General features: G+C 45.6%; 21 protein-coding genes and 4 tRNA genes. 12 read left to right on the top strand and 13 right to left on the bottom strand.

The features are described 5' to 3' along the window. Positions 1-25 precede the first annotated feature (25 nt). Both vexH and J4N42_RS03635 read right to left on the bottom strand, forming a co-directional pair. A complete protein-coding gene (gene vexH / locus J4N42_RS03640; protein WP_252029761.1) occupies positions 26-3,139 on the bottom strand; it encodes a vibriobactin export RND transporter permease subunit VexH in 3,114 nt (1,037 codons plus the stop codon). After that, positions 3,139-4,197 carry an efflux RND transporter periplasmic adaptor subunit gene (locus J4N42_RS03635; protein WP_252029760.1) on the bottom strand — a complete coding sequence of 353 codons (1,059 nt, stop codon included), beginning with the start codon at positions 4,195-4,197 and terminating at the stop codon, positions 3,139-3,141. The genes vexH and J4N42_RS03635 overlap by 1 nt, the downstream gene beginning before the upstream one ends. A 282-nt stretch (positions 4,198-4,479) precedes the next feature. On the opposite strand from J4N42_RS03635, the gene J4N42_RS03630 reads away from it, so the two are divergent. From J4N42_RS03630 to J4N42_RS03615, 4 genes are all read left to right on the top strand, one after another. Beyond that, a tRNA-Tyr gene (locus J4N42_RS03630) sits at positions 4,480-4,564 on the top strand. 118 nt (positions 4,565-4,682) lie between these two features. Further along, a tRNA-Tyr gene (locus tag J4N42_RS03625) sits at positions 4,683-4,767 on the top strand. A 113-nt stretch (positions 4,768-4,880) separates the two neighbouring features. Beyond that, a tRNA-Tyr gene (locus tag J4N42_RS03620) sits at positions 4,881-4,965 on the top strand. Between the two features lie 113 nt (positions 4,966-5,078). Next, positions 5,079-5,163 (top strand) — tRNA-Tyr (locus tag J4N42_RS03615). A 128-nt stretch (positions 5,164-5,291) separates the two neighbouring features. Here the strand turns inward: J4N42_RS03615 and treC are convergent. The 5 genes from treC to gmhB all read right to left on the bottom strand — a co-directional run bounded on the left by treC (position 5,292) and on the right by gmhB (position 10,620). After that, positions 5,292-6,983 (bottom strand): alpha,alpha-phosphotrehalase, encoded by a 1,692-nt coding sequence (gene treC, locus J4N42_RS03610; RefSeq protein WP_252029759.1) that lies wholly within the window; start codon positions 6,981-6,983, stop codon positions 5,292-5,294. Positions 6,984-7,058: 75 nt separating this feature from the next. Continuing rightward, the gene (treB, locus tag J4N42_RS03605; protein ID WP_252029758.1) at positions 7,059-8,486 is read right to left on the bottom strand and encodes a PTS trehalose transporter subunit IIBC; all 1,428 of its coding nucleotides are present in this window, start codon (positions 8,484-8,486) and stop codon (positions 7,059-7,061) included. A gap of 170 nt (positions 8,487-8,656) precedes the next feature. After that, positions 8,657-9,604, bottom strand: a complete 948-nt coding sequence (treR, locus tag J4N42_RS03600) for a trehalose operon repressor TreR (RefSeq protein WP_252029757.1) — start codon at positions 9,602-9,604, stop codon at positions 8,657-8,659. Between the two features lie 66 nt (positions 9,605-9,670). Beyond that, entirely contained in the window at positions 9,671-10,012 is a 342-nt protein-coding gene (locus J4N42_RS03595; RefSeq protein ID WP_252029756.1) for an MliC family protein, read from the bottom strand. Positions 10,013-10,068: 56 nt separating this feature from the next. Further along, positions 10,069-10,620, bottom strand: a complete 552-nt coding sequence (gene gmhB, locus J4N42_RS03590; RefSeq protein ID WP_252029755.1) for a D-glycero-beta-D-manno-heptose 1,7-bisphosphate 7-phosphatase — start codon at positions 10,618-10,620, stop codon at positions 10,069-10,071. Between the two features lie 214 nt (positions 10,621-10,834). Between gmhB and metN the strand changes: the two genes are divergently transcribed. The 3 genes from metN (at position 10,835) to J4N42_RS03575 (ending at position 13,409) form a co-directional block, all read left to right on the top strand. Beyond that, on the top strand, positions 10,835-11,869 hold the full coding sequence (gene metN / locus J4N42_RS03585) for a methionine ABC transporter ATP-binding protein MetN (RefSeq protein WP_252029754.1): 1,035 nt from the start codon (positions 10,835-10,837) through the stop codon (positions 11,867-11,869). Then, positions 11,859-12,536 carry a methionine ABC transporter permease gene (locus J4N42_RS03580; protein ID WP_252029753.1) on the top strand — a complete coding sequence of 226 codons (678 nt, stop codon included), beginning with the start codon at positions 11,859-11,861 and terminating at the stop codon, positions 12,534-12,536. Before metN ends, J4N42_RS03580 begins: the two co-directional genes overlap by 11 nt. A 63-nt stretch (positions 12,537-12,599) precedes the next feature. Then, positions 12,600-13,409 (top strand): MetQ/NlpA family lipoprotein, encoded by an 810-nt coding sequence (locus J4N42_RS03575; protein ID WP_252029752.1) that lies wholly within the window; start codon positions 12,600-12,602, stop codon positions 13,407-13,409. 124 nt (positions 13,410-13,533) lie between these two features. Here J4N42_RS03575 and J4N42_RS03570 read toward each other — a convergent pair whose 3' ends face one another. Together J4N42_RS03570 and syd are read right to left on the bottom strand one after the other, a co-directional pair. Then, complete coding sequence (locus tag J4N42_RS03570) at positions 13,534-14,310, bottom strand: Zn-ribbon-containing protein (RefSeq protein ID WP_252029751.1); 777 nt, start codon at positions 14,308-14,310, stop codon at positions 13,534-13,536. Positions 14,311-14,312: 2 nt separating this feature from the next. Then, the gene (gene syd, locus J4N42_RS03565) at positions 14,313-14,858 is read right to left on the bottom strand and encodes a SecY-interacting protein (RefSeq protein ID WP_252029750.1); all 546 of its coding nucleotides are present in this window, start codon (positions 14,856-14,858) and stop codon (positions 14,313-14,315) included. Positions 14,859-14,950: 92 nt separating this feature from the next. Here syd and queF point away from each other — a divergent pair, with 92 nt between their 5' ends. The 5 genes from queF to xni all read left to right on the top strand — a co-directional run bounded on the left by queF (position 14,951) and on the right by xni (position 22,251). After that, positions 14,951-15,796, top strand: coding sequence for an NADPH-dependent 7-cyano-7-deazaguanine reductase QueF (queF, locus tag J4N42_RS03560; protein ID WP_252029749.1), 846 nt, complete (start codon positions 14,951-14,953; stop codon positions 15,794-15,796). Positions 15,797-15,853: 57 nt separating this feature from the next. Further along, on the top strand, positions 15,854-18,112 hold the full coding sequence (locus J4N42_RS03555; RefSeq protein WP_252029748.1) for a tetratricopeptide repeat protein: 2,259 nt from the start codon (positions 15,854-15,856) through the stop codon (positions 18,110-18,112). A 115-nt stretch (positions 18,113-18,227) separates the two neighbouring features. After that, positions 18,228-19,793, top strand: a complete 1,566-nt coding sequence (locus tag J4N42_RS03550; RefSeq protein WP_252029747.1) for a diguanylate cyclase domain-containing protein — start codon at positions 18,228-18,230, stop codon at positions 19,791-19,793. Between the two features lie 238 nt (positions 19,794-20,031). Continuing rightward, positions 20,032-21,396: a nucleotide 5'-monophosphate nucleosidase PpnN gene (ppnN, locus tag J4N42_RS03545; protein ID WP_252029746.1), complete on the top strand. Its 1,365-nt coding sequence runs from the start codon at positions 20,032-20,034 to the stop codon at positions 21,394-21,396. 81 nt (positions 21,397-21,477) lie between these two features. Further along, entirely contained in the window at positions 21,478-22,251 is a 774-nt protein-coding gene (xni, locus tag J4N42_RS03540; RefSeq protein WP_252029745.1) for a flap endonuclease Xni, read from the top strand. Positions 22,252-22,331: 80 nt separating this feature from the next. Here the strand turns inward: xni and rlmM are convergent, their stop codons facing one another. From rlmM to J4N42_RS03520, 4 genes are read right to left on the bottom strand one after another with little or no spacing between them, the layout of a single operon-like run. Further along, entirely contained in the window at positions 22,332-23,423 is a 1,092-nt protein-coding gene (gene rlmM, locus J4N42_RS03535) for a 23S rRNA (cytidine(2498)-2'-O)-methyltransferase RlmM (protein ID WP_252029744.1), read from the bottom strand. Continuing rightward, complete coding sequence (locus J4N42_RS03530; protein ID WP_252029743.1) at positions 23,420-23,818, bottom strand: DUF423 domain-containing protein; 399 nt, start codon at positions 23,816-23,818, stop codon at positions 23,420-23,422. The genes rlmM and J4N42_RS03530 overlap by 4 nt, the downstream gene beginning before the upstream one ends. Next, positions 23,808-24,434: an alpha/beta family hydrolase gene (locus J4N42_RS03525; protein ID WP_252029742.1), complete on the bottom strand. Its 627-nt coding sequence runs from the start codon at positions 24,432-24,434 to the stop codon at positions 23,808-23,810. Before J4N42_RS03525 ends, J4N42_RS03530 begins: the two co-directional genes overlap by 11 nt. Further along, positions 24,427-25,335 (bottom strand): transcriptional regulator GcvA, encoded by a 909-nt coding sequence (locus tag J4N42_RS03520; RefSeq protein WP_252029741.1) that lies wholly within the window; start codon positions 25,333-25,335, stop codon positions 24,427-24,429. Before J4N42_RS03520 ends, J4N42_RS03525 begins: the two co-directional genes overlap by 8 nt. Between the last annotated feature and the right edge of the window lie 407 nt (positions 25,336-25,742).

Here is a 25,742-nt window from a genome sequence, read left to right as displayed (position 1 = left end):
GAGGAGTCACCCTTTTGGGTTGTGATTAACCGTGTGAAGTTCGCGCCTTAACATCATGGCTAAGTTCGCGATTTAGCTCAGCTTCAACATGACCAGGAGACTGAGTCGATGCAGAGATGAGACGATACATCGCAGGTATGACGAACAAGGTTACCAAAGTCGCAAAGCCCATACCGAAGAAGATAACCGTACCCACAGCAACGCGGCTTTCATAGCCCGCACCCGTAGATAGAATCAATGGAATAGCGCCTGCAAGTGTAGTGAACGCCGTCATCATGATCGGGCGTAATCGACGCGCTGCAGCATCAACGATCGCTTTTTCAAACTCGATCCCACGGTCACGCAGTTGGTTAGCAAACTCGACGATAAGAATACCATTCTTCGTCACCATGCCTATCAACATGATCATCCCGATTTGGCTATAAATATTGAGCCCTTCGCCCATGACGAACAAGCCTAGAAAACCACCAAACACGCCCATCGGTACCGTAAACATCACAACCAGTGGGTTAATGAAGCTTTCAAATTGAGCCGCTAATACCAAGTAGGCAACCAGAAGCGCCAACGCAAACACCACCATAATGCTCGACTGATTCTCTTTGTAATCTTTCGATTCACCTGAGTAACTCACCGAAATATCACTCGGCAACAGCTCAATCGCCTTATCGTCCAAGAAATCCAACGCCTGACCTAAGGTATAACCATCCGACAAGTTGGCTGTAATGGTAATCGACTTCTGCTTGTTGTAGTGCGACAACTTAATCGATGATGCCACTTCTTCGATATGAGTGACGGCATCGAGCGTGACTAACTCACCAGACGCAGTACGCATATAGATTTGGCTCAAATCAGCTGCATTATTAAAGTTGTTTTCATCACCACGAAGGTAGACATCGTATTCTTCACCACGGTCGACAAAGGTTGTCTCACTGCGGCCGCCAAGCATGATTTCTAAGGTATCGGAAATATCGGCGATGCTAATACCGAGTTCTGCTGCTCGCTGCCTATCAACCGTTACCACTAGCTCAGGAGTTTTCTCTGAGTAGTCGATATCCGCCCCTTCCATAAACGGTGAAGCTTCGGCTTCATGCTTGAGCATGTCGGCCCATTTTTGCAGTTCAGGATAATCTGAGCCACCTAATACGAACTGGACAGGTTCACTTGAACCACCACGGAAGCCCGGCATGAATGGGAATACACGAACATCTGGAATACCTGCTAGCGCTTTACGCGCTTCGCCCAAGGCTTCTTGCGCAGTCACGTCGCGGTCGTTCCAGTCTTCTAAAATCATTATCACAAAACCAGTTTGGTCACCCGCATTACCACCAAAGGCTGGAGATTGGATACTGAACGACTTTAGGAAACCTTGTCCAAGCAATGGCATCAGCCTGTCTTCAACGATATCCATGTTCGCCGACATACGGTTATAACTGGTTGCATCCGCGCCACGAACAAAGGCAAAGATTACCCCACGATCTTCCGATGGTGTCAGCTGAGAAGGCACTTGTTGCATTAGGCCGTAACTGCCGCCAATACACGTCATAATGATGATTGGCGCAGCCCATTTCCAACGAAGCGCACCTTTCAATACTTTGCGATAACCCGATTCCAACTTGCCAAACACGTTGTCCACCAGCAGGTTGAAGCGGTTTGGCTTAACATTAGCTTGTAGGATCTTACTACCCAATACCGGAGTCAGGGTTAAAGCAATAAGCGACGAGAAAATCACTGACATTGCGAGTAATACCGAGAATTCAGTAAACAGTAGACCTACCATGCCATCCATAAACGAAATAGGCAGGAAAACCATCACAAGAACCAGTGTGGTTGCGATAACCGCAAAGCCAACCTCACGCGTACCTTTATAGGCAGCCAGTAGTGGCTTTTCACCTCGCTCTATGTGGTGGAAGATGTTCTCGACCACCACGATAGCGTCATCAACCACCAAACCAATCGATAGGATCAGTGCCATCAGAGTGATCAAGTTGATCGAGAAACCAAAGTAGTAGGCGGCGATGAAAGACGAAATCAAAGATACCGGTACGGTAACCGCAGGGATCAGAGTGGCACGAGCCTGACCAATAAAGATGTACAACACTAAGATGACAAGGCCACCGGTAATAAATAGCGTGCTATACACTTCAGAAATGGAGCGGTCGATGAATACGGTCGAGTCGTAGTCAATCGCTAAACGTGTCCCTTCTGGCAAAAATTTCTGGATTTTCTCTACTTCAATATGGACTAGATCAGCCACTTCTAGTGGGTTAGCGTCTGATTGCGGCACAATCCCCATACTGACATTAACAACGCCATCGCTTTTGAAGGTCGAGTTTTCGTTTTCCGCGCCAATAAACACATCCGCGACATCTTTTAAATAGATAGGCGTATTATCGCTGGCACGCTTAACCACTAAGTAATCAAAGTCTTCCGGCTGATTGTAAGTACGCGCTGTTCGAACCGACATTACAATCGAGTCATTACGTACTTCACCGCCAGGACTTTCCAAGTTTTCACGGTTTAGCGCACTAGTAATATCTGTGGTCGTAACACCGCGGCCAGCCATAAGCTCAGGTTTGAGTTTGACGTACATAACCTTGTACAAACCACCCGAAACATCAACCGAACTCACACCAGTAATTAAGCTGAAACGGTCTAACAGCACACGATCGATATAATCGGTCAACTGAGTACGGTCCATCTCTGACGAACTCAAGTTGATGTACAGCGAAGCTTCACCAGAGCCATTGTTTTTAAATACGATTGGATCGTCGGCTTCATCCGGTAAAGAGCGCTGCGCACGCGCAACCGCATCTCGCACATCACTGACACCGGTGTTCAAGTCATAGCCCAACTCAAACGTAATTTGGATGCGTGACATACTATTACGTGTGGTGGATGAGATCTCATCAATACCACTGATACCAGACAGCTGGTCTTCGAGCGCCGAGGTTATTTGGCTCTCAATAATGGTGGCCGATGCTCCTTCATAGCGAGTACTGATCGATACCACTGGGTTTTCAATATCCGGCATCTCGCGTACTGCGAGTTTGTTGAACGATACAATACCGAACACACACAGCAGTAAGCTCAATACAACGGCAGCGACCGGTCTTTTTACCGATACATCAGAGAGTAACATTAGTGAATTTCCTTCTCTGGTAGAGTGCCGTCTTTATTCAGCTCTGCAACGGTTACGCCATCGCGCATGTTTACGATGCCTTGAACAACAATCTTCTCACCAATCTCTAGCCCACTTTCGATCACCACTTCATTACCAATTCGCGCGCCAAGGAAGACTTCGGTGCGAGCCGCTTTATTCGTTTCGTCAACGACGTATACGTAACGCTTGGTACCTGAATATTCGAGAGCCTGTACTGGAATGATCGGTGCTTCAATCGGTGGGAATGCCATATTCGAAGACACTAGCATGCCCGGCTTGAGCTTAGATTCGCCGTTATCAAAATGAATACGAACACGTAGATTCAACGTTTCTTGATTGATACGGGAATCAATACCTACAACTTCACCGGTAAAAAGCATGTCGCCCCACGCGCTCGTAGTTGCCGTTACAGCCATCCCTTGGCTTATCTTAGATAGGTAACGTTCTGGAACTTGTAGATCGAGCTGCATAACTGACAAGTTGTCGAGCGTGAGTAAGTCATCCCCTACGCTGACAAACTTACCACGGCTGAAATCGATGAAGCCCACAGTGCCAGAGAATGGTGCGGTAATGTGTAAATCTTTTAGGTTCGCTTCAGCTGCGGTTAACCTTGCGTCTGCAATTTCGACACTGGCTTTTTGCGCATCAATTTCCGTTTGGGTAATCGCCCCTCGTTTTAACAGGCGCTCGAACTCTTTAAGAATACGCTGCTGATCGTTGAGGTAAGCTTTTGCTTCAGCTAACGCGGCTTGCGCTTTATCGTCATCTAACTGAACCAACAACTGTCCTTTTTGCACCACTTGATTAGCTCGAATTGCGATTTTATCGACTTTACCTGTCACTTCCGATGAAATGACAACCGATTCGTCGGCTTCCAGCTTACCCACGAGAGAAAGAGATTGAGAAACTTGGTGGGTCTGTACTTGCTCAGTGATCACAGTGACCGCTTGAGGGCCTTGCGGTCTCTTGGCATGAACTGACGGCGTTGCGATCAGAATAGACAGAGCCAAAAGAGAGGTGAGTTTGTTGTTTTTCATAATATTTATCTACAAAAGAAACTAATCATATTTTAACCGTATATGCGTCATTTGAACGTCAAGTAATGTAAATAATGAGAAATAAACTGTAAGCTTAGTGGCGACTGCGCGGTGAAAAGTGGGTAATAACTATCACCTTTGTCCAAAAAGGCAGCATTCGATTCAAAATCATAAGAAAAGCCTTTACAGCTTGTTCGAGTTTGCTATGATGCGCTCCGCACTTGATTGATGTGTTGGGAAAACATTAATTAAGCCTATTCATTAGAGAATAGGAAATACCCTGGAGGGGTTCCCGAGTGGCCAAAGGGATCAGACTGTAAATCTGCTGGCACTGCCTTCGATGGTTCGAATCCGTCCCCCTCCACCATATTCTTTCTTGTGATTATCTTGTTGCTGAATAAGCAGTGATTAAATTGTGAGAAACCCTTGATTAACGTGTTGGGAAAACATTAGTCAAGCTTACTTTTAGAGTAAGAAAACACCCTGGAGGGGTTCCCGAGTGGCCAAAGGGATCAGACTGTAAATCTGCTGGCACTGCCTTCGATGGTTCGAATCCGTCCCCCTCCACCATATTCTCTTACAACCATCATGGCTTAATAAGCTCTGGGTAAGTTGTGAAGAAACCTTGATTAACGTGTTGGGAAAACCTAATCAAGCTTACTTTTAGAGTAAGAAAACACCCTGGAGGGGTTCCCGAGTGGCCAAAGGGATCAGACTGTAAATCTGCTGGCACTGCCTTCGATGGTTCGAATCCGTCCCCCTCCACCATATTCTCTTACAACCATCATGGCTTAATAAGCTCTGAGTAAGTTGTGACGAAACCTTGATTAACGTGTTGGGAAAACCTAATCAAGCTTACTTTTAGAGTAAGAAAACACCCTGGAGGGGTTCCCGAGTGGCCAAAGGGATCAGACTGTAAATCTGCTGGCACTGCCTTCGATGGTTCGAATCCGTCCCCCTCCACCATATACAAGAAAGCCAACTCATTGAGTTGGCTTTTTTCGTTTCTGAGGCTGTAAACCTCTACCCAAAGGGCACGGATACAAAAAAGCCCCAACCAAACGCTGGGGCACTAACTAACGCTATAGGGGGTGTTAGTTATTGAAAGGTGCAAGTTTATCTAAAAGAATGATCCGAGTTTCGTAAGGCCTCAATATTTGATGCTGTGAGACTTTCGTATCCGCCAGCTCATAGTTACCTAATACATAGTGCGCTTTTTCACAGTCAAACCCTTGTGGCAGAACACATTCGGTTTCTTCACCATAGTAGTTATTTAAACAAATCAGGGTCTGGTGTTTAGACGTACGCTGATAACCAAATACGGCATGGTGCTCTGGATATAGATCTTGGTAACTGCCTGTTGTTATCACTTCTATCTGTTTGCGTAACTTAATCAGTTGCTGGTAGAAGTAAAATACAGAATCATTATCCGCCACCGCTTGCTGCGCATTCACCTCTGGATAGTTACTCGCCACTTCAAGCCATGGCTGAGCTTTGGAAAAGCCTGCATATTGCTCACTGTTCCACTGCATTGGTGTACGTGAATTGTCACGGGACTTTTGTGCCAAAATCGCCATCATCTCATCATGTTCAACACCGTGCTGGTTGACCATAATGTCGTACATGTTGGTGCTTTCTACATCTCGGTATTGCTCTATCGAGGTGTAGCCCGGGTTAGTCATACCGATTTCTTCACCTTGAAAAATATACGGTGAACCTTGCATCATATGCACCGATGCAGCCAACATCTTTGCCGATTCCACACGATATTGAACATCATTACCCAAACGGCTAACAACACGTGGCTGATCGTGGTTACACCAAAATAGTGCTCCCCAACCTTTACCGTTGAGGCCAGTCTGCCAGTGGTTAAAAATCTGTTTTAGCATAGAAAAGTCAAACGGGGCTTTAGTCCACTTCTCCCCATTCGGGTAATCAACCTTAAGGTGATGAAAATTGAACACCATAGATAACTCTTTGTTATCTAGAGAAGAGTATTGCTGGCAATGCTCTAGCGTGGTTGAAGACATTTCACCAACGGTCACACTGCCATACTTTTGAAATACTGCTTCACTGATCTCTTGCAAGTACTCATGTACGCGCGGGCCATCAGTGTAAAATCGACGGCCATCGCCTACATCATCATTCGGGAAGTCCTGCTGCTTGGAAATTAGGTTGATCACATCTAAACGGAATCCATCAACGCCTTTCTCTGCCCAAAAGCTAATCACCTCTTTAACTTCTGCACGAACGTTTGGGTTTTCCCAGTTCAGGTCCGCTTGCTCTTTGGCAAACAGGTGTAAGAAGTATTGTTCGGTTTTTTCATCCCACTCCCAAGCACTGCCACCAAATTTAGATTGCCAGTTATTCGGGATACCACCATCAACCGGATCTTTCCAAATATAGTAATGACGATAAGGGCTGCTCTTGTCGCCAAGAGCTGATTGAAACCATTGGTGCTCTGTCGAGGTGTGATTGACCACAATATCCATAATGATACGGATGCCACGCTGGTGTGCTTGTGCCAACAACTGGTCGAAATCCGCCATGGTGCCAAAATCAGGGTTGATCGCGTAGTAGTCAGAAATATCATAACCGTTGTCGATCATTGGAGACTGATATACAGGTGTTAACCAAATAGCGTCTACACCAAGCAGTTTAAGATAATCCAGTTTACTGATGATACCCTGAATATCTCCGGTACCTTTATTTGTGCTATCGCAAAAGCTTTTTGGGTAAATCTGATAAATCGTGGCGGTTTTCCACCAATTCGGATCGGTTGTCATTAATGTACTCACTTACCAAAAACAAAAAATAGAGAAAAGCGGAAACGGCGATGTGCCGCTTCCAAAAATAATGACTTACGCGCTAGCTGGCTCTAATTCGCCTTTCATTTGCGCTCGTTTGTAGAAGAACAGTGTCAACGCTGCTGGTACGGCAATCGCAACCAACATAGCGATAGCAAAAACACCCCAGAATTGCGGTTGGATTGATAAAATACCTGGAAGGCCGCCTACACCAATACCGTTCGCCATCACACCTGCGCTACCACAAATTGCAGCTGCAATCGCACTACCAATCATGGCGCTCAACATTGGGAATTTGTATTTCAAGTTGATGCCGTACATTGCTGGCTCTGTAACACCAAGATAAGCAGAAATTGCAGCCGGGACAGAAATATCTCGCTCACCGTGCTTCTTACTGATGATGATAATGCCCACTACAGCTGATGCTTGTGCAATGTTAGACAACGCAATCAATGGCCAGATTGGCGTACCGCCTAAATCTTGCATCAATTGCAAGTCAACGGCATTGGTGGTGTGGTGAATACCCGTTATCACTAATGGCGCATATAAGAAACCAAACACCATTGAACCAATCACAGCAAAGTCACCGGTCATTGCCGCTTTCGCCGCGATCCCTACGCCATCACCTAATACACGACCAAATGGACCAATCAGAGAGTGCGCCAGTACAACCGACACGATGATTGAAACAAATGGCACCACGACTAAATACAAGTATGAAGGAACGATGCGCTTAAGATTAGTTTCGATAAACGCCAACGCCATACCGGCTAACATGGCAGGAATAACCTGAGCTTGGTATCCAACTTTCTCAATAACAAACAGGCCGAAGTCCCATACTTCAGGCACTTGCTTACCAATCAGATACGCGTTCATCAGTTGCGGGGAAACTAACGTCACACCGAGCGTAATACCCAAAATTGGTGTGCCGCCCAGCTTTTTTACCGTAGACCAACACACACCAACCGGCAGGAAGAAGAAGATAGCTTCGCCAATCAACCATAGGAAACTATGAACGGTAGCCCAAAACTGGCTGATTTCAGTCAGTGTTTGACCATCAAACATCTTGATGTCGCCGATGACATTACGGAAACCAAGAATCAAACCACCAGTGATGATCGCAGGTAACAGCGGAACAAAGATTTCAGCAAGATGGGAGATCCCGCGTTCGAGCACATTCATGTTCTGACGAGCGGCTTGTTTTGACTCGTCTTTGGAAGATTCTGACTTCCCCGAAAGTTCGATCAGGATGGCATACACCTCATCGACTTCTGTGCCAATCACAACTTGAAATTGGCCTGCGTTGGTGAAACACCCTTTCACCATAGGCAGTGCTTCTAACGCTTTTTTTTTATCCGCTTTGTCAGTATCGTTTAATACAAAACGTAAGCGCGTTAGGCAGTGGCTTACACTAGCGATGTTATCGCTGCCCCCGACCAGTTCTATAAGACGCGTAACGTCTTGTCTCGCTATCTTACTCATATCCTTGTCCACCCTATTTGGAGTCTCATTCTGAATTGTTCTTATATTCATGGGAACATTCCCAAAAACTGCAATTATATTGACAGACTCAATTCACAATAAAAATGGGAACAGTCCCATTAATTGAATGAGATCACAGTATAATTTTAATTCATTTATAAATTAGTGAGTTAGTTATTGACCGGCTCTTGGGTGATGTGAATGAGAGATTCACTGCCATTTATATGTGAGATCAAAAGGTTAGCCGCTTTTTCTCCAGCAAGCGCATAACCTGGGTCGATGCTATAGATGTTAGGAAATAGAAAAGACAACAGCTCATTGCCACCCACACCGGTTACAGCGATATCTTCACGGCCAAGCTCTTGAAGCCGTTTTATCACACCTAAAGCCAAAGTGTCGCTGGCACAGACTATCGCTTGAGTTTGACTCGCAAGGACCTTATCGACTAGCTGATAGGCACTTTCATGATGAAGCTGGCCCGTTTGGTAATTCGGTTCAATATTGTTTGCTGTACACCACTGTAGATAAGCGTCTAAACGTAGCTGCCCGGTAGTGCGGTCGCTCGGGTCAACACCAATATAAGCAACTTCATTAAGTGACTGAGAAGATAAATGGCGCAACGCCTGATGTATCACACCACGATTATCATAATTGATCGACGAGACTTCTTCAGTGTCCATCGCGATAACGACGGCTTTGTTTTGCCACGCTTGGAGCTGACTGATATCAAAATCGGTAAAACCAAACACAATCACGCCATCAACATTACGTTTTCTAAGCACGTTGAGGTGTTCGTTAGTTTTGTCACGATCAAACTGACTTTCCATGATTACAGCATCGTAGCCAAGGCGATATAAAGCCTGAAGCATACTGCCAACCGCTTTATTTTCCGACGGTGAGTCCAAACGCGAAATGATTACACCAACCACCTTTTGGCTCCCGCCTCGCATTGATTGCGCAGATTTCGACGGAATATACCCCGACTCTTGGATCACTTGCTCCACTTTGGCACGAGTGGCTGGTTTAACCTTAGGGTCGTTAGTCAGCACTCGAGAGACGGTTGATTTACCGACGCCTGAAAGTTTCGCTATGTCGTGAATCGTGAGTTTTTTGCTCATATAGATGAAAGTGTCGTTGGTTGTATGGATAGTTGGTGGGCAGACCGCCCACCATGTGGCATTACGTTATTGGGTTTTACAGTTTTTGTAAATCACTCGTCCCAGTTCGAGTCGGGCTTCTTTGCCTTTTGTGCGTAAGGTAACAGGGTTCATCAACTCAGCGGTTCCGTCATTCAAAATATATTTGGTCCCGGAACCTGCTCGAACTTGCACTAAGCGGTATTCGTTGTCTGGTAAGCGAAGCACCGCCTCTTCACTTTCGGTTAAGTAAGCCACGTCAAACGACTTATCGGCACCACACTGGTAATGCATAAACTGACTATCGTTGATGGTGTCGCCATTTACCGCAGACTGAGTACAACCGGCAAGTAAGCCGACTGCGAATAGAATAAGAGGATATTTGCTCATCACTACCTCCAGAGCTTGCACACACTACATAATGAAAAAGGCCGCTAAGGCGACCTTTATTTTGATAGGTAAGCAGGCACGTCTCTTATGCTGTCTAGCACCGCACTTGCGAGGCTTTCGCCTTTCTCGGTAACAGGCTTGCCAGTGCGCACTAGTAGCTTTGTGCCAACACCAGCAGCTTCTGCCGCCATCATATCTTCTGCTTTATCGCCTACCATTACAGAGTTAGCCATATCAATCTTAAGGAAGTCGCGCGCGGAGATAAACATACCAGGCTTAGGCTTACGGCAGTTGCAGTCTTCTTTGTATTTCCCTATGCCGTGTTCAGCATGGTGCGGGCAGTAATAAAAACCGTCAAACTCTACGCCGTGGTCAACAAAGTTCCAGTCCATCCACTGAGTCAGAGAAAGGAAACGATCTTCGCTAAACATGCCACGCGCAATACCAGATTGGTTGGTCACCAATACAAGCATATACCCCATTTGCTGAAGCTGCTTAGTTGCTTCAAATACCCCTTCAACAAATTCAAAGTCATGCTCATCATGCACGTAACCGTGGTCCACGTTGATTACGCCATCACGATCTAAAAACACTGCTGGTTTAGCCAAAATTCAGTTCTCAATCTTCTCTGTATAGCCTTGAATTATCGCACGCTTTATTTCATTCATCACTATCTAATTACCTAATCGAATTGAGCAATAGCTATTTAGACGTCTAGACGTAAAAATATCTATTGACTTGAATCAGCGAAACCCATAGCATCCTCTACTAAATGAGACTTAGCTCAAAATATTATTCTGTTGTCCCTGCACAGGTAGAAAGATGATCGAGATTAACCAAGTAAATAAGGTTTTTTATCAAGGCGTTAAGGAAATCAACGCTCTGAAAGATATCAACCTATCCATTCCCCAAGGCACCATTTTTGGTGTGATTGGTTCATCAGGTGCAGGGAAAAGCACGCTGATTCGCTGTGTAAACATGCTAGAAGCACCAACGACAGGTGAAATCATTGTTGACGGCGTTGACCTAACTAAGCTGACAAAATCTCAGCTGTGCGAAGCGCGCCGTAATATTGGTATGATCTTCCAGCACTTTAACCTGCTTTCCTCGCGCACTGTATTTGAGAACGTGGCGCTACCACTGGAACTGGCAGGTAAAGACAGCCAACACATCGATACCAAAGTCAGTGAATTACTAAAACTGGTTGGCCTTGCCGACAAGCGCGATACCTATCCAGCCAACTTAAGTGGCGGTCAAAAACAACGTGTTGCCATCGCTCGTGCTCTGGCTAGTGACCCGAAAGTACTTCTATGTGATGAAGCCACCAGCGCACTAGATCCAGCGACGACTCAATCGATTCTTGAACTACTTAAAGAAATCAACCGCAAGCTGAATATCACCATGCTGCTCATCACCCACGAAATGGACGTAGTGAAGAGCATCTGTCATGAAGTTGCGATTATCGGTGGTGGTGAATTGGTCGAGAAAGGCACGGTTGGTGAGATCTTCGCTCATCCGAAAACGGAATTAGCCCATGAATTCATTCGCTCAACACTAGACCTTTCAATTCCAGATGATTATCAAGCTCGCCTGCAAGACACGCGTGTAAATGGCAGCTACCCACTGGTGCGTTTAGAGTTCACTGGTGCCACCGTGGATGCACCGCTAATGACGCAAATTGCTCGTAAGTTCAACATTGATGTCAGCATTCTGAGCTCAGATCTCGACTACGCTGGCGGCGTAAAATTCGGCATGATGGTCGCAGAGCTATTTGGTAACGAACAAGACGACAATGCAGCGATTGAGTTTCTGCGTGAACATAACGTAAAAGTAGAGGTACTTGGCTATGTCCTTTAATACAATTTCTGAATGGCTAAGTCTTAACGGTAACTTACTGCTTGGCGCTACGTGGGAAACTTTATACATGGTTGGCGTTGCGGGTATTGTTGGCTTCGCTGTTGGTATCCCACTTGGCGTGATCCTTCACACCACGAAGAAAGGTGGTCTACTGGAGAACACCAAACTGAACGGTACTCTGGGTGCGATTGTCAACATTGGTCGCTCTGTTCCGTTTTTGGTATTGATGGTTGCCATCATTCCAGTGACCAAGCTGTTAGTAGGTACATTCATTGGAACAACAGCAGCAATTGTTCCACTGACGATTGGTGCTATCCCGTTTGTCGCACGTTTAATTGAAGGCGCACTACTTGAAGTACCAACCGGTTTAGTAGAAGCGGCACAATCAATGGGCGCAACACCGACTCAAATCATTACTAAGGTTTTACTGCCAGAAGCACTACCTACCATTGTTAACTCAGTCACTATCACACTGGTTACACTTGTAAGCTATTCTGCAATGGCAGGGACGGTTGGTGGCGGTGGCCTAGGTGACGTAGCGATTCGTTACGGCTTCCACCGTTACGATGTAGTGATCATGGCGGTAACTGTCGTGATGTTGATTGTATTGGTACAGATTATTCAGTCTATCGGCGATTCTATCGTACGCCGTGTAGACCACAGATAAAGACAGCCCCTTATCGGGCGCACAGATGCATTAAGCAAATTAGATTCAAATAAGGAGAGAGTCATGAAATTTAGCCTTAAAGGTTTACTTACCATCGCAGCAGCAGCGTCTGCTCTGGTTCTAGCAGGTTGTGGCGAGAAAGAAGCAGATACCAGCAAGATCAAAGTCGGTGTAATGGCTGGCGCAGAAGCACAAGTTGCAGAAGTCGCAGCAAAAGTAGCGAAAGAGCAATTTGGCCTAGACGTAGAACTTGTGACTTTCACTGATTACGTAACACCAAACGCAGCGCTAGATGATGGCTCAATTGATATCAATGCGTTCCAACACAAGCCATACCTAGACCAACAAGTGACTGACCGTGGCTACAAACTGACTATTGCTGGTAACACATTCGTTTACCCAATCGCTGGTTACTCTAAGCAAGTGACCTCTGTTGATGAGATCGCTGAAGGCGCTCGCATTGCTGTACCAAACGATCCAACTAACCTAGGCCGCTCTCTGCTACTTCTTGAGCAACAAGGTCTAATCACCCTACGTGAAGGTGCTGGTCTACTGGCAACCGTACGTGACATCGTAGAGAACCCGAAAAACATCACTATCGTTGAACTGGATGCAGCTCAGCTTCCACGCTCACTAGACGATGTTGCGCTATCTATCATCAACACAACTTACGCAAGCTCTATCAACCTAACACCACAAAAAGACGGTGTATTCGTTGAAGATAAAGAGTCTCCATACGTAAACCTTATCGTCGCGCGTGAAGACAACCTAAACGCTGAAAACGTACAGAACTTCGTTAAGGCATACCAAACTGAAGAAGTATACTCAGCTGCGTCTGACATCTTCCAAGGTGGCGTAGTTAAAGGTTGGTAATATCACCTTAACGCCCTAACGATTAGAAAGCCCTCATTATTGAGGGCTTTTTTATTGCCTGAACACCACTCACTTACTCGAAAAAAGCCGCTCAAAGAGCGGCTTTTTAATATCCAATCATGTATTACTTGATATGATCCCAAGACATGTTCGATACGATTCGACAGTCATCGCATTTAAAATGGAAAATGTCATGTACAGGCTCATCTAACAGCCACTCGCCACCGCATTTAGGGCATTTTCGCGCCTGCTCATCCGCTAGGCTTTTTCCACCAACACGGTATTGATAGTAATAGGTTGGAATCTTAGTGATGTACTCGATACGACCACGCAGATCCCAGCCACGTTTAAATAGCACACTATCAAAATCACAAATTTCATGCAGCGCTGCGTGCTCCGCTCGACAGCCACCAGCCATCTGGATTTCGTCACACGCTTGCCATTCAGTTTGCCACTTTACAACCGCTTTGTGGTCACCGTTAAGCGTTGGCGGGTTACGATAAAGCGGGATTGGCAACAAGGTTTCGCCGCTACGCAGCGGCGAGCAAGTATGCACATAAGTGGTATATAGGATTTGCCAGCTTGGGGCTTCCTCTTCAGCAGCTTCTTCTGAATTCAGGTCACGGCCTAACATGCGCATCTTCGGAGCGAGTAAGCTCGCTTCCGCCAAGCGGTTCATGCACACCTTAACAAAATCAGAGTGATACCTTGGGTGCAAGCTATCCTGCTCTGGACAAACAACGCGAACAAAGAACTCCCCCTCACCCATGACGATCGGAAATTCTCGTCCAAGCACTTGACCGTTATATCTCAGCGCATCCATTAAGCCATTGATTGCTTTATCAACCGCGCTCACCGTAGTGTTATCGAAACACTCAAATTGCAGCTCTACTACGTACATGGTTACACCGCAGGCTCAATACCTTGAAGAAACTCAGTCAGAGTTTCCGCCAGCACGTCTCGTTTATCCGTACCCAAGCGCTCCAAAATGACATTGCCCGATAGATTACAGATAGAAATCACATCAAGTTCAGCATCCGTTGCGGCAATAAACACCGTTGGTTTCAGTTTCAATCGGCGCTGGGTTACCAAGTGGCCCAGAATGTTTTCTTGTAGGCGAACGAAGTCATCATCACTCCATACTTGTAGCAGCGACAGCTCATTCCCCTGCCAAGTGGCATCCATATCCGCACTGTACTGGCTACCATAGAAGGTTTTGATATCTTCGTGCAGCGTGAGCTCAATACCATTTTCGACATTGGTAAAATCAGCCGGGGTTTCTCTTATATGAGCTTTCCATAGCACTTCACCTGAGCGCTTCTCTTCGACACAAGGAGAAACAAGTTCTGCCAGCTCTTCACTTACTGGTAATGAACCATGTTGCGCTTGATAAGCGTCTGAGTATTTTTGGCTGAATGCGAAAAGGGCCTGTGCGGCATCGTTTGCCATGAACATCTCCAATTGAAGGGTGATAACCCTAATGACAGCTAGGGTAGGATTGCGTAAAATTCTGGGTATTCTAATCCAATTCGACACAAAGTATGAGCAAATATTCCAACGCTAAAGAGCTTGCGGGCTTAACACTGGGCCAAAAGACTGAATACACCAATCAATATGACCCTAGCCTACTGCAGCCAGTTCCGCGTAGCTTAAACCGCGACGACCTAAACTTAGGCGACACACTGCCGTTTCAAGGTTGTGATATTTGGACTTTGTATGAGCTGTCATGGCTCAACGAAAAAGGATTACCTCAAGTTGCCGTAGGCGAGGTCTCGATTCCAGCTACAAGTGCCAACTTAATCGAATCTAAATCGTTCAAGTTGTACTTAAATAGCTACAACCAAACCAAGTTTGCTAGCTGGGAGGACGTAGAGCAGCATTTAAGCCGTGATCTTTCCAACTGTGCAGGTGAAACCGTTAGCGTAAAAGTGAACCCTGTTACCGACTACACTCAGCAAACGATCGTTACTATGCAGGGTGAATGCATTGATGAACAGGACATCGAAATCACTAGTTACGATTTCGATGCTGATTTGCTTAAAGACGCAGCTGGCGACGAAGTGGTTGAAGAGGCGCTGCACAGCCATCTGCTCAAATCTAACTGCTTGATCACTAACCAGCCAGACTGGGGAAGTGTTGAGATTCAATATCAAGGTCAAAAAATCGATCGTGAAGCTCTGCTACGCTACTTAGTGTCTTTCCGTGAACACAATGAATTTCATGAGCAATGTGTCGAGCGTATTTTCACTGATATCATGCAATTCTGTAAGCCGAGCAAACTAACAGTGTATGCACGTTATACACGTCGAGGTGGATTAGACATCAATCCTTACCGCTCTTCAGAGCAGGCTCAGCCAGCACATAACCATCGCATGGCGCGCCAATAACTTTTTCGACACTGTCGATTATTATCACAAAGCCGTAGCTATTACAGGAAGCAAACTATGCGCTGGGAGCGTTTACTTTTCCTCATTATTTGTCTGTTCACTCCGATGAGCTATGCGACGATCTATTCGTCGCCAATGCTCAATGAGGCAAATAACTTGGTTGATATTGTGCCATTGCAAGCCAAAGCACTGGCAACGAATTATTTAACCCAACGCGAGCTCACCACTCGCGGTGAGAAAAGCCCCAGCACCATCAGCCGCGATGAAGCAGACAGTCGCAATCGCACCCCAAGCAGCAGTATTGATGCATTAAAAATCCTAGCCCAGGCCGAGTTCAACCTGAACAATGCCCGCGCAGCGAATATGCACCTTGAGGAGGCGGAGCGTTTAGCGACCACTCATCAGCTACCATATCTTGGACTGAGTGTTCAAATACTGAAAACTCGCCTTAACTGGTTGCAAACCCGTGACACTGAAGCCACTCAAAAGCGTGTTGATCAACTGCAATTGGCGTACAACAATATTGCTAATGCAGACCAGTTAGCTAAGGGCATTCATTACCGTTTAGTGATGCTGCAAGCGGAGATGGCGTCGTACGAGAAAGACATCGACAAAGCCAATACGCTCTATCAAAGTTTGTCGGCATACATCGACAATGTCAGCAATAAACAAACCTACATCGACTATCACCTTGCATACGGTAAGCACTACCTTGATCACAAGCTATACAACCTTGCTTTATCTGAGTTGTTAGCAAGTTACTGGCAATCAATTGAAAGTAACTCCAGCGCCCAATTAGCTAAGGTAAATCGCCAATTAGCGCGCCTATTCTATGAAAGGCGCGTGTTAGACAAGGCGCTTGACCACTTGTCTCAGGCTGCCGATTTCTACGACAACTTCCAAAACTCTCCTGCTTTGGTCGATGTTCTGAAACGAATGGGCGATGTGTACTATCAGCAAGGTAAGTACAATCTTGCCTTAGTGCATTACTTCAACGTCATTGATCACGAACGAAACCAAAACAATATTGAAGATGTCATCGAGATCCGTATCTCACTCGCCGCAACCTACTTGCAGCTGTATAACTACCCGCTGACTGAGCAGTACTTAAATCGCGCGGAAGAGTTATTAGAGTACGCTGATGTACCTCGCTTAAACGCTCATGCTTTGCTGCTGAATGCAGGCCTAGCCTACTCTCAAAAGAAAGGCTCAGCCGCCGTGAACTATGCACAACAAGCATTAGATATTGGTTTAGCAGAAGATAACCTCAGGCTTAAAACCAGCGCTTATCAGATGTTGTACTTGGGCTATGAGCTTGTCGGCCAATTCGATAAATCTTTGGAAAACTTAAAAAAGTACAACTCGCTGGTTCAAATTCAGCAAAACACGCTTAACCTGATCAATGAAGAAGCATTTCGTCAACAAAAAGAGTTTGTGGAGCAAACCCTGCACTTAGCTGGGCAAACACAAGAGTTAGAAGAAACACACGTTGAGTACCGAAAGTTCCAAAAAGTCGCACTGGCGCTATTTATCTTTAGTTTCGTGCTGTTACTGCTCTATTTACGCCGAGGCTTTGTATTGCAACGTCAGCGTGAAGAAATAGGCACGTTGAACACCTCTCTCTACTCTCACTCACGCTCTACGCTGCGTAATTTGCGCATGCTTAATGTAAAGCTCCCTAACGTAATGCAAAAAACGCGTTCAAGCTTTGAACTATGGCATGTCGGTGATTTGATCCAAGAACCACTCAACGATCGACTGCGTTTTGTGATGATCGATGTCCCTTTCTTAAGTGATATGTACCTGCAATATGGCTATGAGTCTGGTTTGGAGCTAGAGAAAGCATTCGGACAATATTTGAAAGGTAAAGTCGAAAGCCCTGCGCGTATTTATCACTTCTCTGATTCAACACTACTCTACATTGAGCCAAGAACCGAAAACAGCGATGAGCCAGAAGCGATCTTCAAAAAGATCCAAAACTGGATCTTAGAGTTCAAAGAAGACAAAGCGATGACGCGAGTCATTAGAGTGGGGATCGCCGACTACCCATTCTTGCCACGAGCCTACACCGCAATCAATGACAAAGAACTGATCGACATCCTATTGATGTCCACCAGCGTCGCTCGCACATTGAGCCTCAAAGAGCATTGCAGTCAGTGGGTCTACCTCAAGGCCATTGAAAACGCACCAGCAGCAAGCCTCGCGACGGGTAATATCCGTAAAGCCTGCAAGCACTCGATAAACCAAGGCCTAATAAAAGTTCATTCTTCTTACAAGAATGAGGACAGCATCAAAAAACTATTAAAAGATGAGTAAAAGCTAGCCATTCAGTTCTAAGAATAAGTGACGTTGTTATTTTTTTTGTTATTATCGATTGATTAGTTAATAAGATCATATTGATCTTTTGTATTCAGCTTATAGTTTAGTTTTCATGGGCGTTCTCGAACAGGATATTCAATCGGAGCTTCATCAGCTCAAAAGCGAACTCGAACAGGTACGTTTGACACAGCGCGATACATCGTTCAAATTTAAGCGAGAACAAAAGGTTCTAAAGCGTATCGTCTCGTCACTCAGCATTGCCTGTAGTGGAGAAAACTCAAAACTAAACGATAGTTTAGCTGAGTTGCGTCACGCGTTAGAACAACAAAAAGACGTTAGCACGCTCATACCACGCCTCGCAGTACTAGAAAGGATGCTAAAGCAACAAACGTTGGCTATGGAAAAACAAACGCTGAATCTCGATTCTCAAATCAAACACGGTGGAGAAACCCTGCTTCGTGTTACCGGGTTACCAGCAAAGATCAAACGTGATTTACGTGATTTGCTGAGCTTTTCGGGTGCCGTGCAACCGAGCAAAAATGAGCAAGCCCTCAAACTCCTCAGTATTTATGAGCGCTCGGTAAAAATCATTACCAGTAACCCCGACACCACCATTAACGAGCTTAATAGCGCCAGTGATCGTGAGCTATTCACTCGACTATCAACTGAACTCCAACACGTTATCACTGAACTGGATTTTGAGGGTGAATCTGGTGAGTTACTGGTTGATATTCGCGCTAAGTTACTACTTGGTGTATCGACTCACACACTACTAGAGCTGACCCTACAAATTCTTAAGCTTGTGATTGAAGGCACTAACTTTGAGCGTAAAAGTTCAGAACAGTTTCTTGAGCAAGTAAACTCTACTCTCTCCTCTACACTTAAAAGCGCCGCACAAAACATCGATCAAAGTGAAAGTTACTTTGAGCAGCGCCAAGAGATGAACAAAGAGCTAGATAGTTTAGTTGGGAAAAGTCAGGCCACACTTTCCCAGTCCACCTCGATTGAGCAAGCTCAACAGGCCATGTCCCCGTTACTGAGCCAAATTGCGTCTCTTTCAGAGCGATTAAACTTAGCAGAGCAACGTGAGCAAGCCTTAATAGAGCGTATGAACTATGGCAAAAATCAAGTTGAAGCCCTGTTTGAGCTGACTCAGGATTATCGCCGCCGACTTGAAGATCAAGCACAAAGAATGCTGCTCGACCCATTAACTAAGGTCTACAACCGCGCTGCATTTGGTGATCGTCTCGAGTTAGAGTACCGCCGTTGGATCCGCTCTCAGCACAGTTTACGCGTTGTACTGTTTGACGTGGATAAGTTTAAAGCGATTAATGATAGCTTCGGTTACACTGCCGGCGATAAAGCGCTTAAAATTATTGCCCGCACTATGCTGAAAGAGCTTAAAGAAACCGACACTGTTGCACGATTCTCAGGCGAAGAGTTCATTTTGTTGCTCCCAGAACAAAACGACAATGAAAGCTACCAAATCGTACAAACAATACAGCGCCAGGTCAGCAAACTGCCATTTAAGTTTAAAGATCAAAGCATTACCATTACGCTTTCAGCTTCCAGCACCACTTTTAAAGACTCAGATACCCCTGAAGAAGTGCTTGAGCGTCTGAATCGAAAACTCAGTGAAGCGAAGAACTTTGGCCCAAACCAATTGACTTGGAAATAGTCTTTTTTATTTCGATTACTTTTTAGCCACATTAAATTCTGTAGCACCATAAAACTGTGCAGCTTCACATCCTTTCTAGATAAAGCCAGATTCTATTTGGCGACAATTTCTCATTGATATAGTGTTTTCAATTAGTTATATAGCAAAAATCTTTGCTAAGCTAACAAGTACTCCCTGCAAATTACACGCACCAGCGTAGGTGGGGAGGCTTATTCCCTCTCAACACAAGGAGGCCATTATGATCACTCATATTAGCCCTGCAGGTAGCATGGATCTGCTTTCTCAACTGGAAGTTGAGCGTCTTAAGAAAACTGCATCCAGTGATCTTTACCAGCTTTATCGCAACTGTACGTTAGCGGTACTTAACTCAGGCAGTCACACCGACAACTCAAAAGAACTACTCGATAAATACAAATCCTTTGATGTAAATGTGGTGCGCCGTGAACGCGGAATAAAACTCGAACTCAGCAACCCACCAGAGCATGCTTTCGTCGATGGCAATATTATTAAGGGTATTCAAGAGCACCTATTCTCGGTATTGCGTGACATTGTCTATGTGAACATGCATCTTGCCGACAACCAGCGCTTGAATCTGACCAATGCCACTCACATAACTAACCTGGTATTTGGCATTCTTCGTAATGCTGGCGCTCTCACACCAGGTATTGAACCTAACCTAGTCGTGTGTTGGGGCGGGCACTCAATCAACCCAACAGAATATCAATACACTCGAGAAGTCGGCCATGAGCTTGGCTTACGAGAGCTCAATATTTGTACGGGCTGTGGGCCGGGAGCAATGGAGGGTCCAATGAAAGGGGCTGCGATCGGCCATGCTAAGCAACGTTATGATGAGCAGCGTTACCTAGGGTTAACCGAACCATCGATCATCGCCGCTGAGCCGCCGAATCCTATCGTAAATGAACTGGTTATCATGCCAGACATTGAAAAACGTCTTGAAGCGTTTGTTCGTATGGCACATGGCATCATCATCTTCCCTGGTGGCCCAGGCACAGCCGAGGAGCTTCTGTATATTCTGGGAATCATGATGCACCCAGAAAACGCCGATCAACCTTTACCAATCGTACTCACTGGCCCAAAAGAGAGTGAAGAGTATTTCCGATCAATAGACCGCTTTATTGGCGAAACTCTAGGTGAAGATGCTCAGAAACACTACCAGATAGTGATTGATGACCCCGTAAAAGCGGCGCAGATCATGAGCCAGTCTATGGGCGACGTTCGTCAGTACCGCAAAGACACAGGTGACGCATACAGCTTTAACTGGTCACTGAAAATTGCACCAGAGTTCCAGATGCCATTTGAGCCAACCCATGAAAGCATGGCGAGTCTAGACCTTCACCTTGACCAACGTCCGGAGAACCTAGCCGCAGCGCTACGACAAGCGTTCTCAGGCATTGTCGCCGGTAACGTCAAAGCAGAAGGTATTCAAGAGATTGAGCGCAAAGGTCCATTTGTCATCGATGGCGATGCCGAACTGATGAAAAAAATGGATAAATTGCTGAATGACTTTGTTGAGCAACATCGTATGAAACTCCCAGGAGGCAGTGATTACGTACCATGCTATAAGATCGCAAGTACGGACTAACCCCACGACGATGCGAGGCTCGCATCTTAAAGTAAGTTAGGTACAATAAGGGCTGAATAAGCCCTTATTTTTTGGAACATTATGTCTATCCACCTTGTGATTATCGACGCTCTTAACCTTATCCGCCGCGTGCACTCAGCTCAGCCGGATCAAAACGATATTGCAAGAACCATCACCACCACGTCACGCACCTTGTCTCGTATTATCTCTGAGTCAGAGCCGACTCACATCATCGCGGTGTTTGACCACCACCTTCAAGACAGAGGCTGGCGTGCAGAAATTCTGCCTAGCTACAAAGAAAATAGAAAACCGATGCCAGAGCCCTTATTAAAAGGGCTAGATGCTATTCAACAAGCATGGTGGGAGCTTGGTATCGACTCTTTACTATCAGATGGTGACGAAGCGGATGACTTAGTCGCGACTTTAGCGGTGAAAGTGGCCTCACATGGCGAGAAAGTCACGATTATTTCAACGGATAAAGGCTATTGTCAGTTACTCTCTCCTACTTTGCAGATTCGAGATTATTTCCAACACCGCTGGCTTGATGAACCCTTTATCCAAAAAGAGTTTGGAGTGAAGCCTACTCAGCTTGCTGACTATTGGGGGCTAACGGGAGTGAGCTCTAGCCAGGTCCCAGGCATTCCGGGTGTTGGGCCAAAAGCGGCTAAAGAAATTCTGACGCAGTTTGAAGACATAGAACAAGCCTACGCGTCCCAAGAGCTGGCGCCTAAATACCGTAAGAAGTTTGATGAACATATTGAGTCTGCCAGAACGTGCAAACAAGTCTCAGCACTCAAAATCGATATTGAGCTAGGGTTTAACTTACAAGATTTACGCTTTACTCCACCAGCGTAATCATCACAGCTTCTTAAAGAAAAAGCCCACCGTTCTTTATAGGATCGCGGTGGGCTTTTTTGATTCAAATCACTCTGACTTTAATGCGGTGAGATGTTCGATAGCGACTGAACGTGGACAGTGATTTCTTCACGATCATGATAAAGGTGTTTTGCTTGAAGTTTGAATTTCACACCGTTCTCAATTAAGAAGTACTTCAGGTTCTCGATGTCTTCCAGCACTTCATCGTAGCGCCCTTTCATTGGCAGTTTAAGGTTAAAGATTGCTTCTTTCGCCCAACCACGAATGATCCACTCGCCCATCAACTGAGCAACACGCGATGGCTTCTCAATCATGTCACACACCAACCAAGTCACGTTCTTACGCGCTGGTTCGAATTTGAAACCATCCTCTTGGTGGTGCTTAACTTGGCCAGTTTCCATTAGGCTGTCAGCCATCATGCCGTTATCAACCGAGTGAACGAACATAGAGCGCTTCACCAATTGGTATGTCCAGCCTCCCGGACACGCTCCTAAGTCAACGCCCCACATCCCAGATGCTAATCGAGTGTCCCACTCTTCACGAGGAATAAACACGTGGAAGGCTTCTTCCAGCTTCAATGTGGAACGGCTCGGTGCATCCGCTGGGAACTTCAAACGAGGAATGCCCATAAAAAATGCTGAGTTGTTGTTGGCGTAAGAGTAGCCAATAAAACAGTGACCAGGAGCAATAAAGCAGATATGTAAGACTGGCTTTTTCGGGTTGTCTTTGCTGTATAGAATCCCCTTACCACGTAGCGCTTGGCGCATTGGAACAGTGAACTTACGGCAGAACTTCAGTAGTTCTTTCGCTTCATTGGTATCCGGTGTTTCAATGCGTAAATCACCACAGTGAGGGAACGCTTCAACGTCTGATAACTCAGATAGAATCGGAGAAATACGGTCTTCTTTCGGCAGTTCACTCAGTTCAACCGCAACGGCGAACATTTGACGTGCAAATATTAACGACTGGAAATCGATAGTTTTGACTAGCTTATCTGCATCACCATCTTGGTAACATTCAAACAGCACGTAACCGGTATTCTTCTTCACACGAGGAAAACCATACACCTCTAGCTGAGTTGCTTTATCCTGAATCTCTCCAGCACACTCTTTTTCAAAGCCACTGCGGCAGTAGAGCATTACGTGTTTCACTTGTTAACCTCTTTCATCTGTAGTGCTGCATAGCCAAACAGCCCCCAACCTAGCATAAAGAGTAGACCACCAAATGGCGTGATAGGACCAAACCATTTAATACCCGTTAATGCCAGCGCGTAGAGGCTACCGCTAAAACAAAGGATGCCGATGATAAAGCAAATTGCAGCGCGGAAAAAATATTTTTGCGCTTTGTCGCTCAGATTTAGCTGTAGCAATACACCGCATGCCAGCACAGCCAAGACATGAATGAACTGATATTGCACGCCCGTTTGGAAAACTCCGATAAGATAAGGTGATAAGATTGCTTTTAAACCGTGCGCGGCAAACGCCCCTAGTGCAACACCTACAGCGCCCAATCCACCAGCAATAGTGAGCAATAACTTACTTTGCATCGTAGACCTCAAAAATAAACTGACTCAACGAGTCCACAGCAGACGCGATGTTTTGTTCTTCCGTAAACCCGGAGCGCTTGCGAGGCTTAAAGCTGTGGTCACCGTCGGGCAAAAAGGAAACCCTTACTGAATCTGATAGCGCGAAATCGGCAAATTCTTCCTTCTTGCCAAAGGTATCTCTCTCACCCTGTAAAATAAGGCATGGCTTATCAAGGCTGGCTAAGTGCTCACCTTTGTAGTTTTCTGGCTTACCCGGAGGGTGAAATGGATAACCTAAACACGCAACGCCAGCAACTAACGGCTCTCCTGCCAGTAAACTCGCCATTCGGCCCCCCATTGATTTTCCACCAATCACTACAGGTTTGTTTTGCGCGAAGTGAGTGATCACTTCCAGATACGCCTCCAACAGTTTAGGTGCACGATCAGGTGGACGCTTCTTCCCATCCTCCGCTCGCTTAATCATGTATGGGAAATTAAAACGAGCAACACGGATCTGCTTAGCTACTAGCCCTGCACTAACACTTTGCATAAAGTCATGCTCCATGCCTGCACCCGCCCCATGAGCAAAAATAAACAGTGGCCAGTCTTGCTCACCTTCGACAATCCAGTTACTCATCTAATAATTCCTCTTGTTCACTGAATGCTTTAGCCAGCATCCAGTCTCGGAATGTGGCAATACGCCCCATATCCGCCTGTTTCTCGTGACAAACCACGTAAAACGCATTCTTAGTAACGAGTAGCTCATCGAAAGGCGCAATTAAGCGTCCCGCTTCCATTTCAGGTTGTGCCAATACATTATTGCCAAGCGCAATACCCTGCCCGTGCGCAGCGGCTTGAAGAACCATTGTCGAGTGACTAAAAATCGGCCCGTGGTTTACATTCACGCTGTCTAAATCGTACTGCTTAGCAAATTGTTTCCAGTCTTTACGAGATGTGTCATGAAGTAAGGTATGTTTGGTTAAATCACTTAATGTTTCTAATGGTTTGTTACCTAAAAGTAACGCAGGTGAACAAAGCGGAATCAAAAATTCCTGATACAGTTTATCGGCTCGTAGGCCTGGCCAATTTCCACGACCATAATAGATCGCAACATCGACATCATCAGTCAAAGAACCTTCATCCATATCGACCGCTTTGATTCTAACGTCGATATCTGGTTCTTGCTGGTTGAAGTCTGCCAACCTTGGCACAAGCCATTGAATAGCAAAACTCGGTGGTAAACTGATGGTTAACGCCCCTTTCTCACTACGTTCAAGCACTTTATCAGTCGCTTCTGCTAACGATGAGAAAATATCTTTAATATCAAGAAAGTAACTTTGACCTTCTTCAGTCAGCAGCAGGGAGCGATTTCGACGACGAAATAGCTTTAATCCTAGGAACTCTTCAAGCGCTTTGATCTGGTGGCTAACCGCAGCCTGAGTCACGAATAACTCTTCAGCGGCGCGAGTAAAACTCAAATGACGAGCAGCAGCTTCGAACACTTTAAGTGAATTCAACGGTGGCAATCTTCTAGACATAGACACACTCAAAAAATTGGATTAGTTTTTTTAATCTGAAACATTATAAATTGTCCGTTGCCTAGCGGCTAGAGAAATTCTATATTTCATCCCGCAACGCTGGCCTGAACGGCTTGATTCAGTTGAATCAATTGGCTCAGTGGTTGCGATGTTGTGTTTGCAAACTCGTACTTCGAGTTAGGTAGATTTCTACCAGTTTTGTCTCTGTTATCCCAAAGACAAAACGAATACTTCCTGTATTTTTGACCTGTCTGTCAAATTTTTTAGCACCGCCTATTAGGCGGTGTTTTTTTATGCCTCAAGCTTTTTTTAGCCTAAACGTAACCCCTCCACTTTTAAAATCAGCCGCTTTCGTTAAATACTAAAAAAGCGCAAATCGAATCAACGAGTTGCGCTTTAATTTTCAG

The sequence above is a fragment of the Vibrio sp. SCSIO 43135 genome (assembly GCF_023716665.1).
GTDB lineage: Bacteria > Pseudomonadota > Gammaproteobacteria > Enterobacterales > Vibrionaceae > Vibrio > Vibrio paucivorans.
This window is presented reverse-complemented; position numbering and strand designations above follow the sequence as displayed.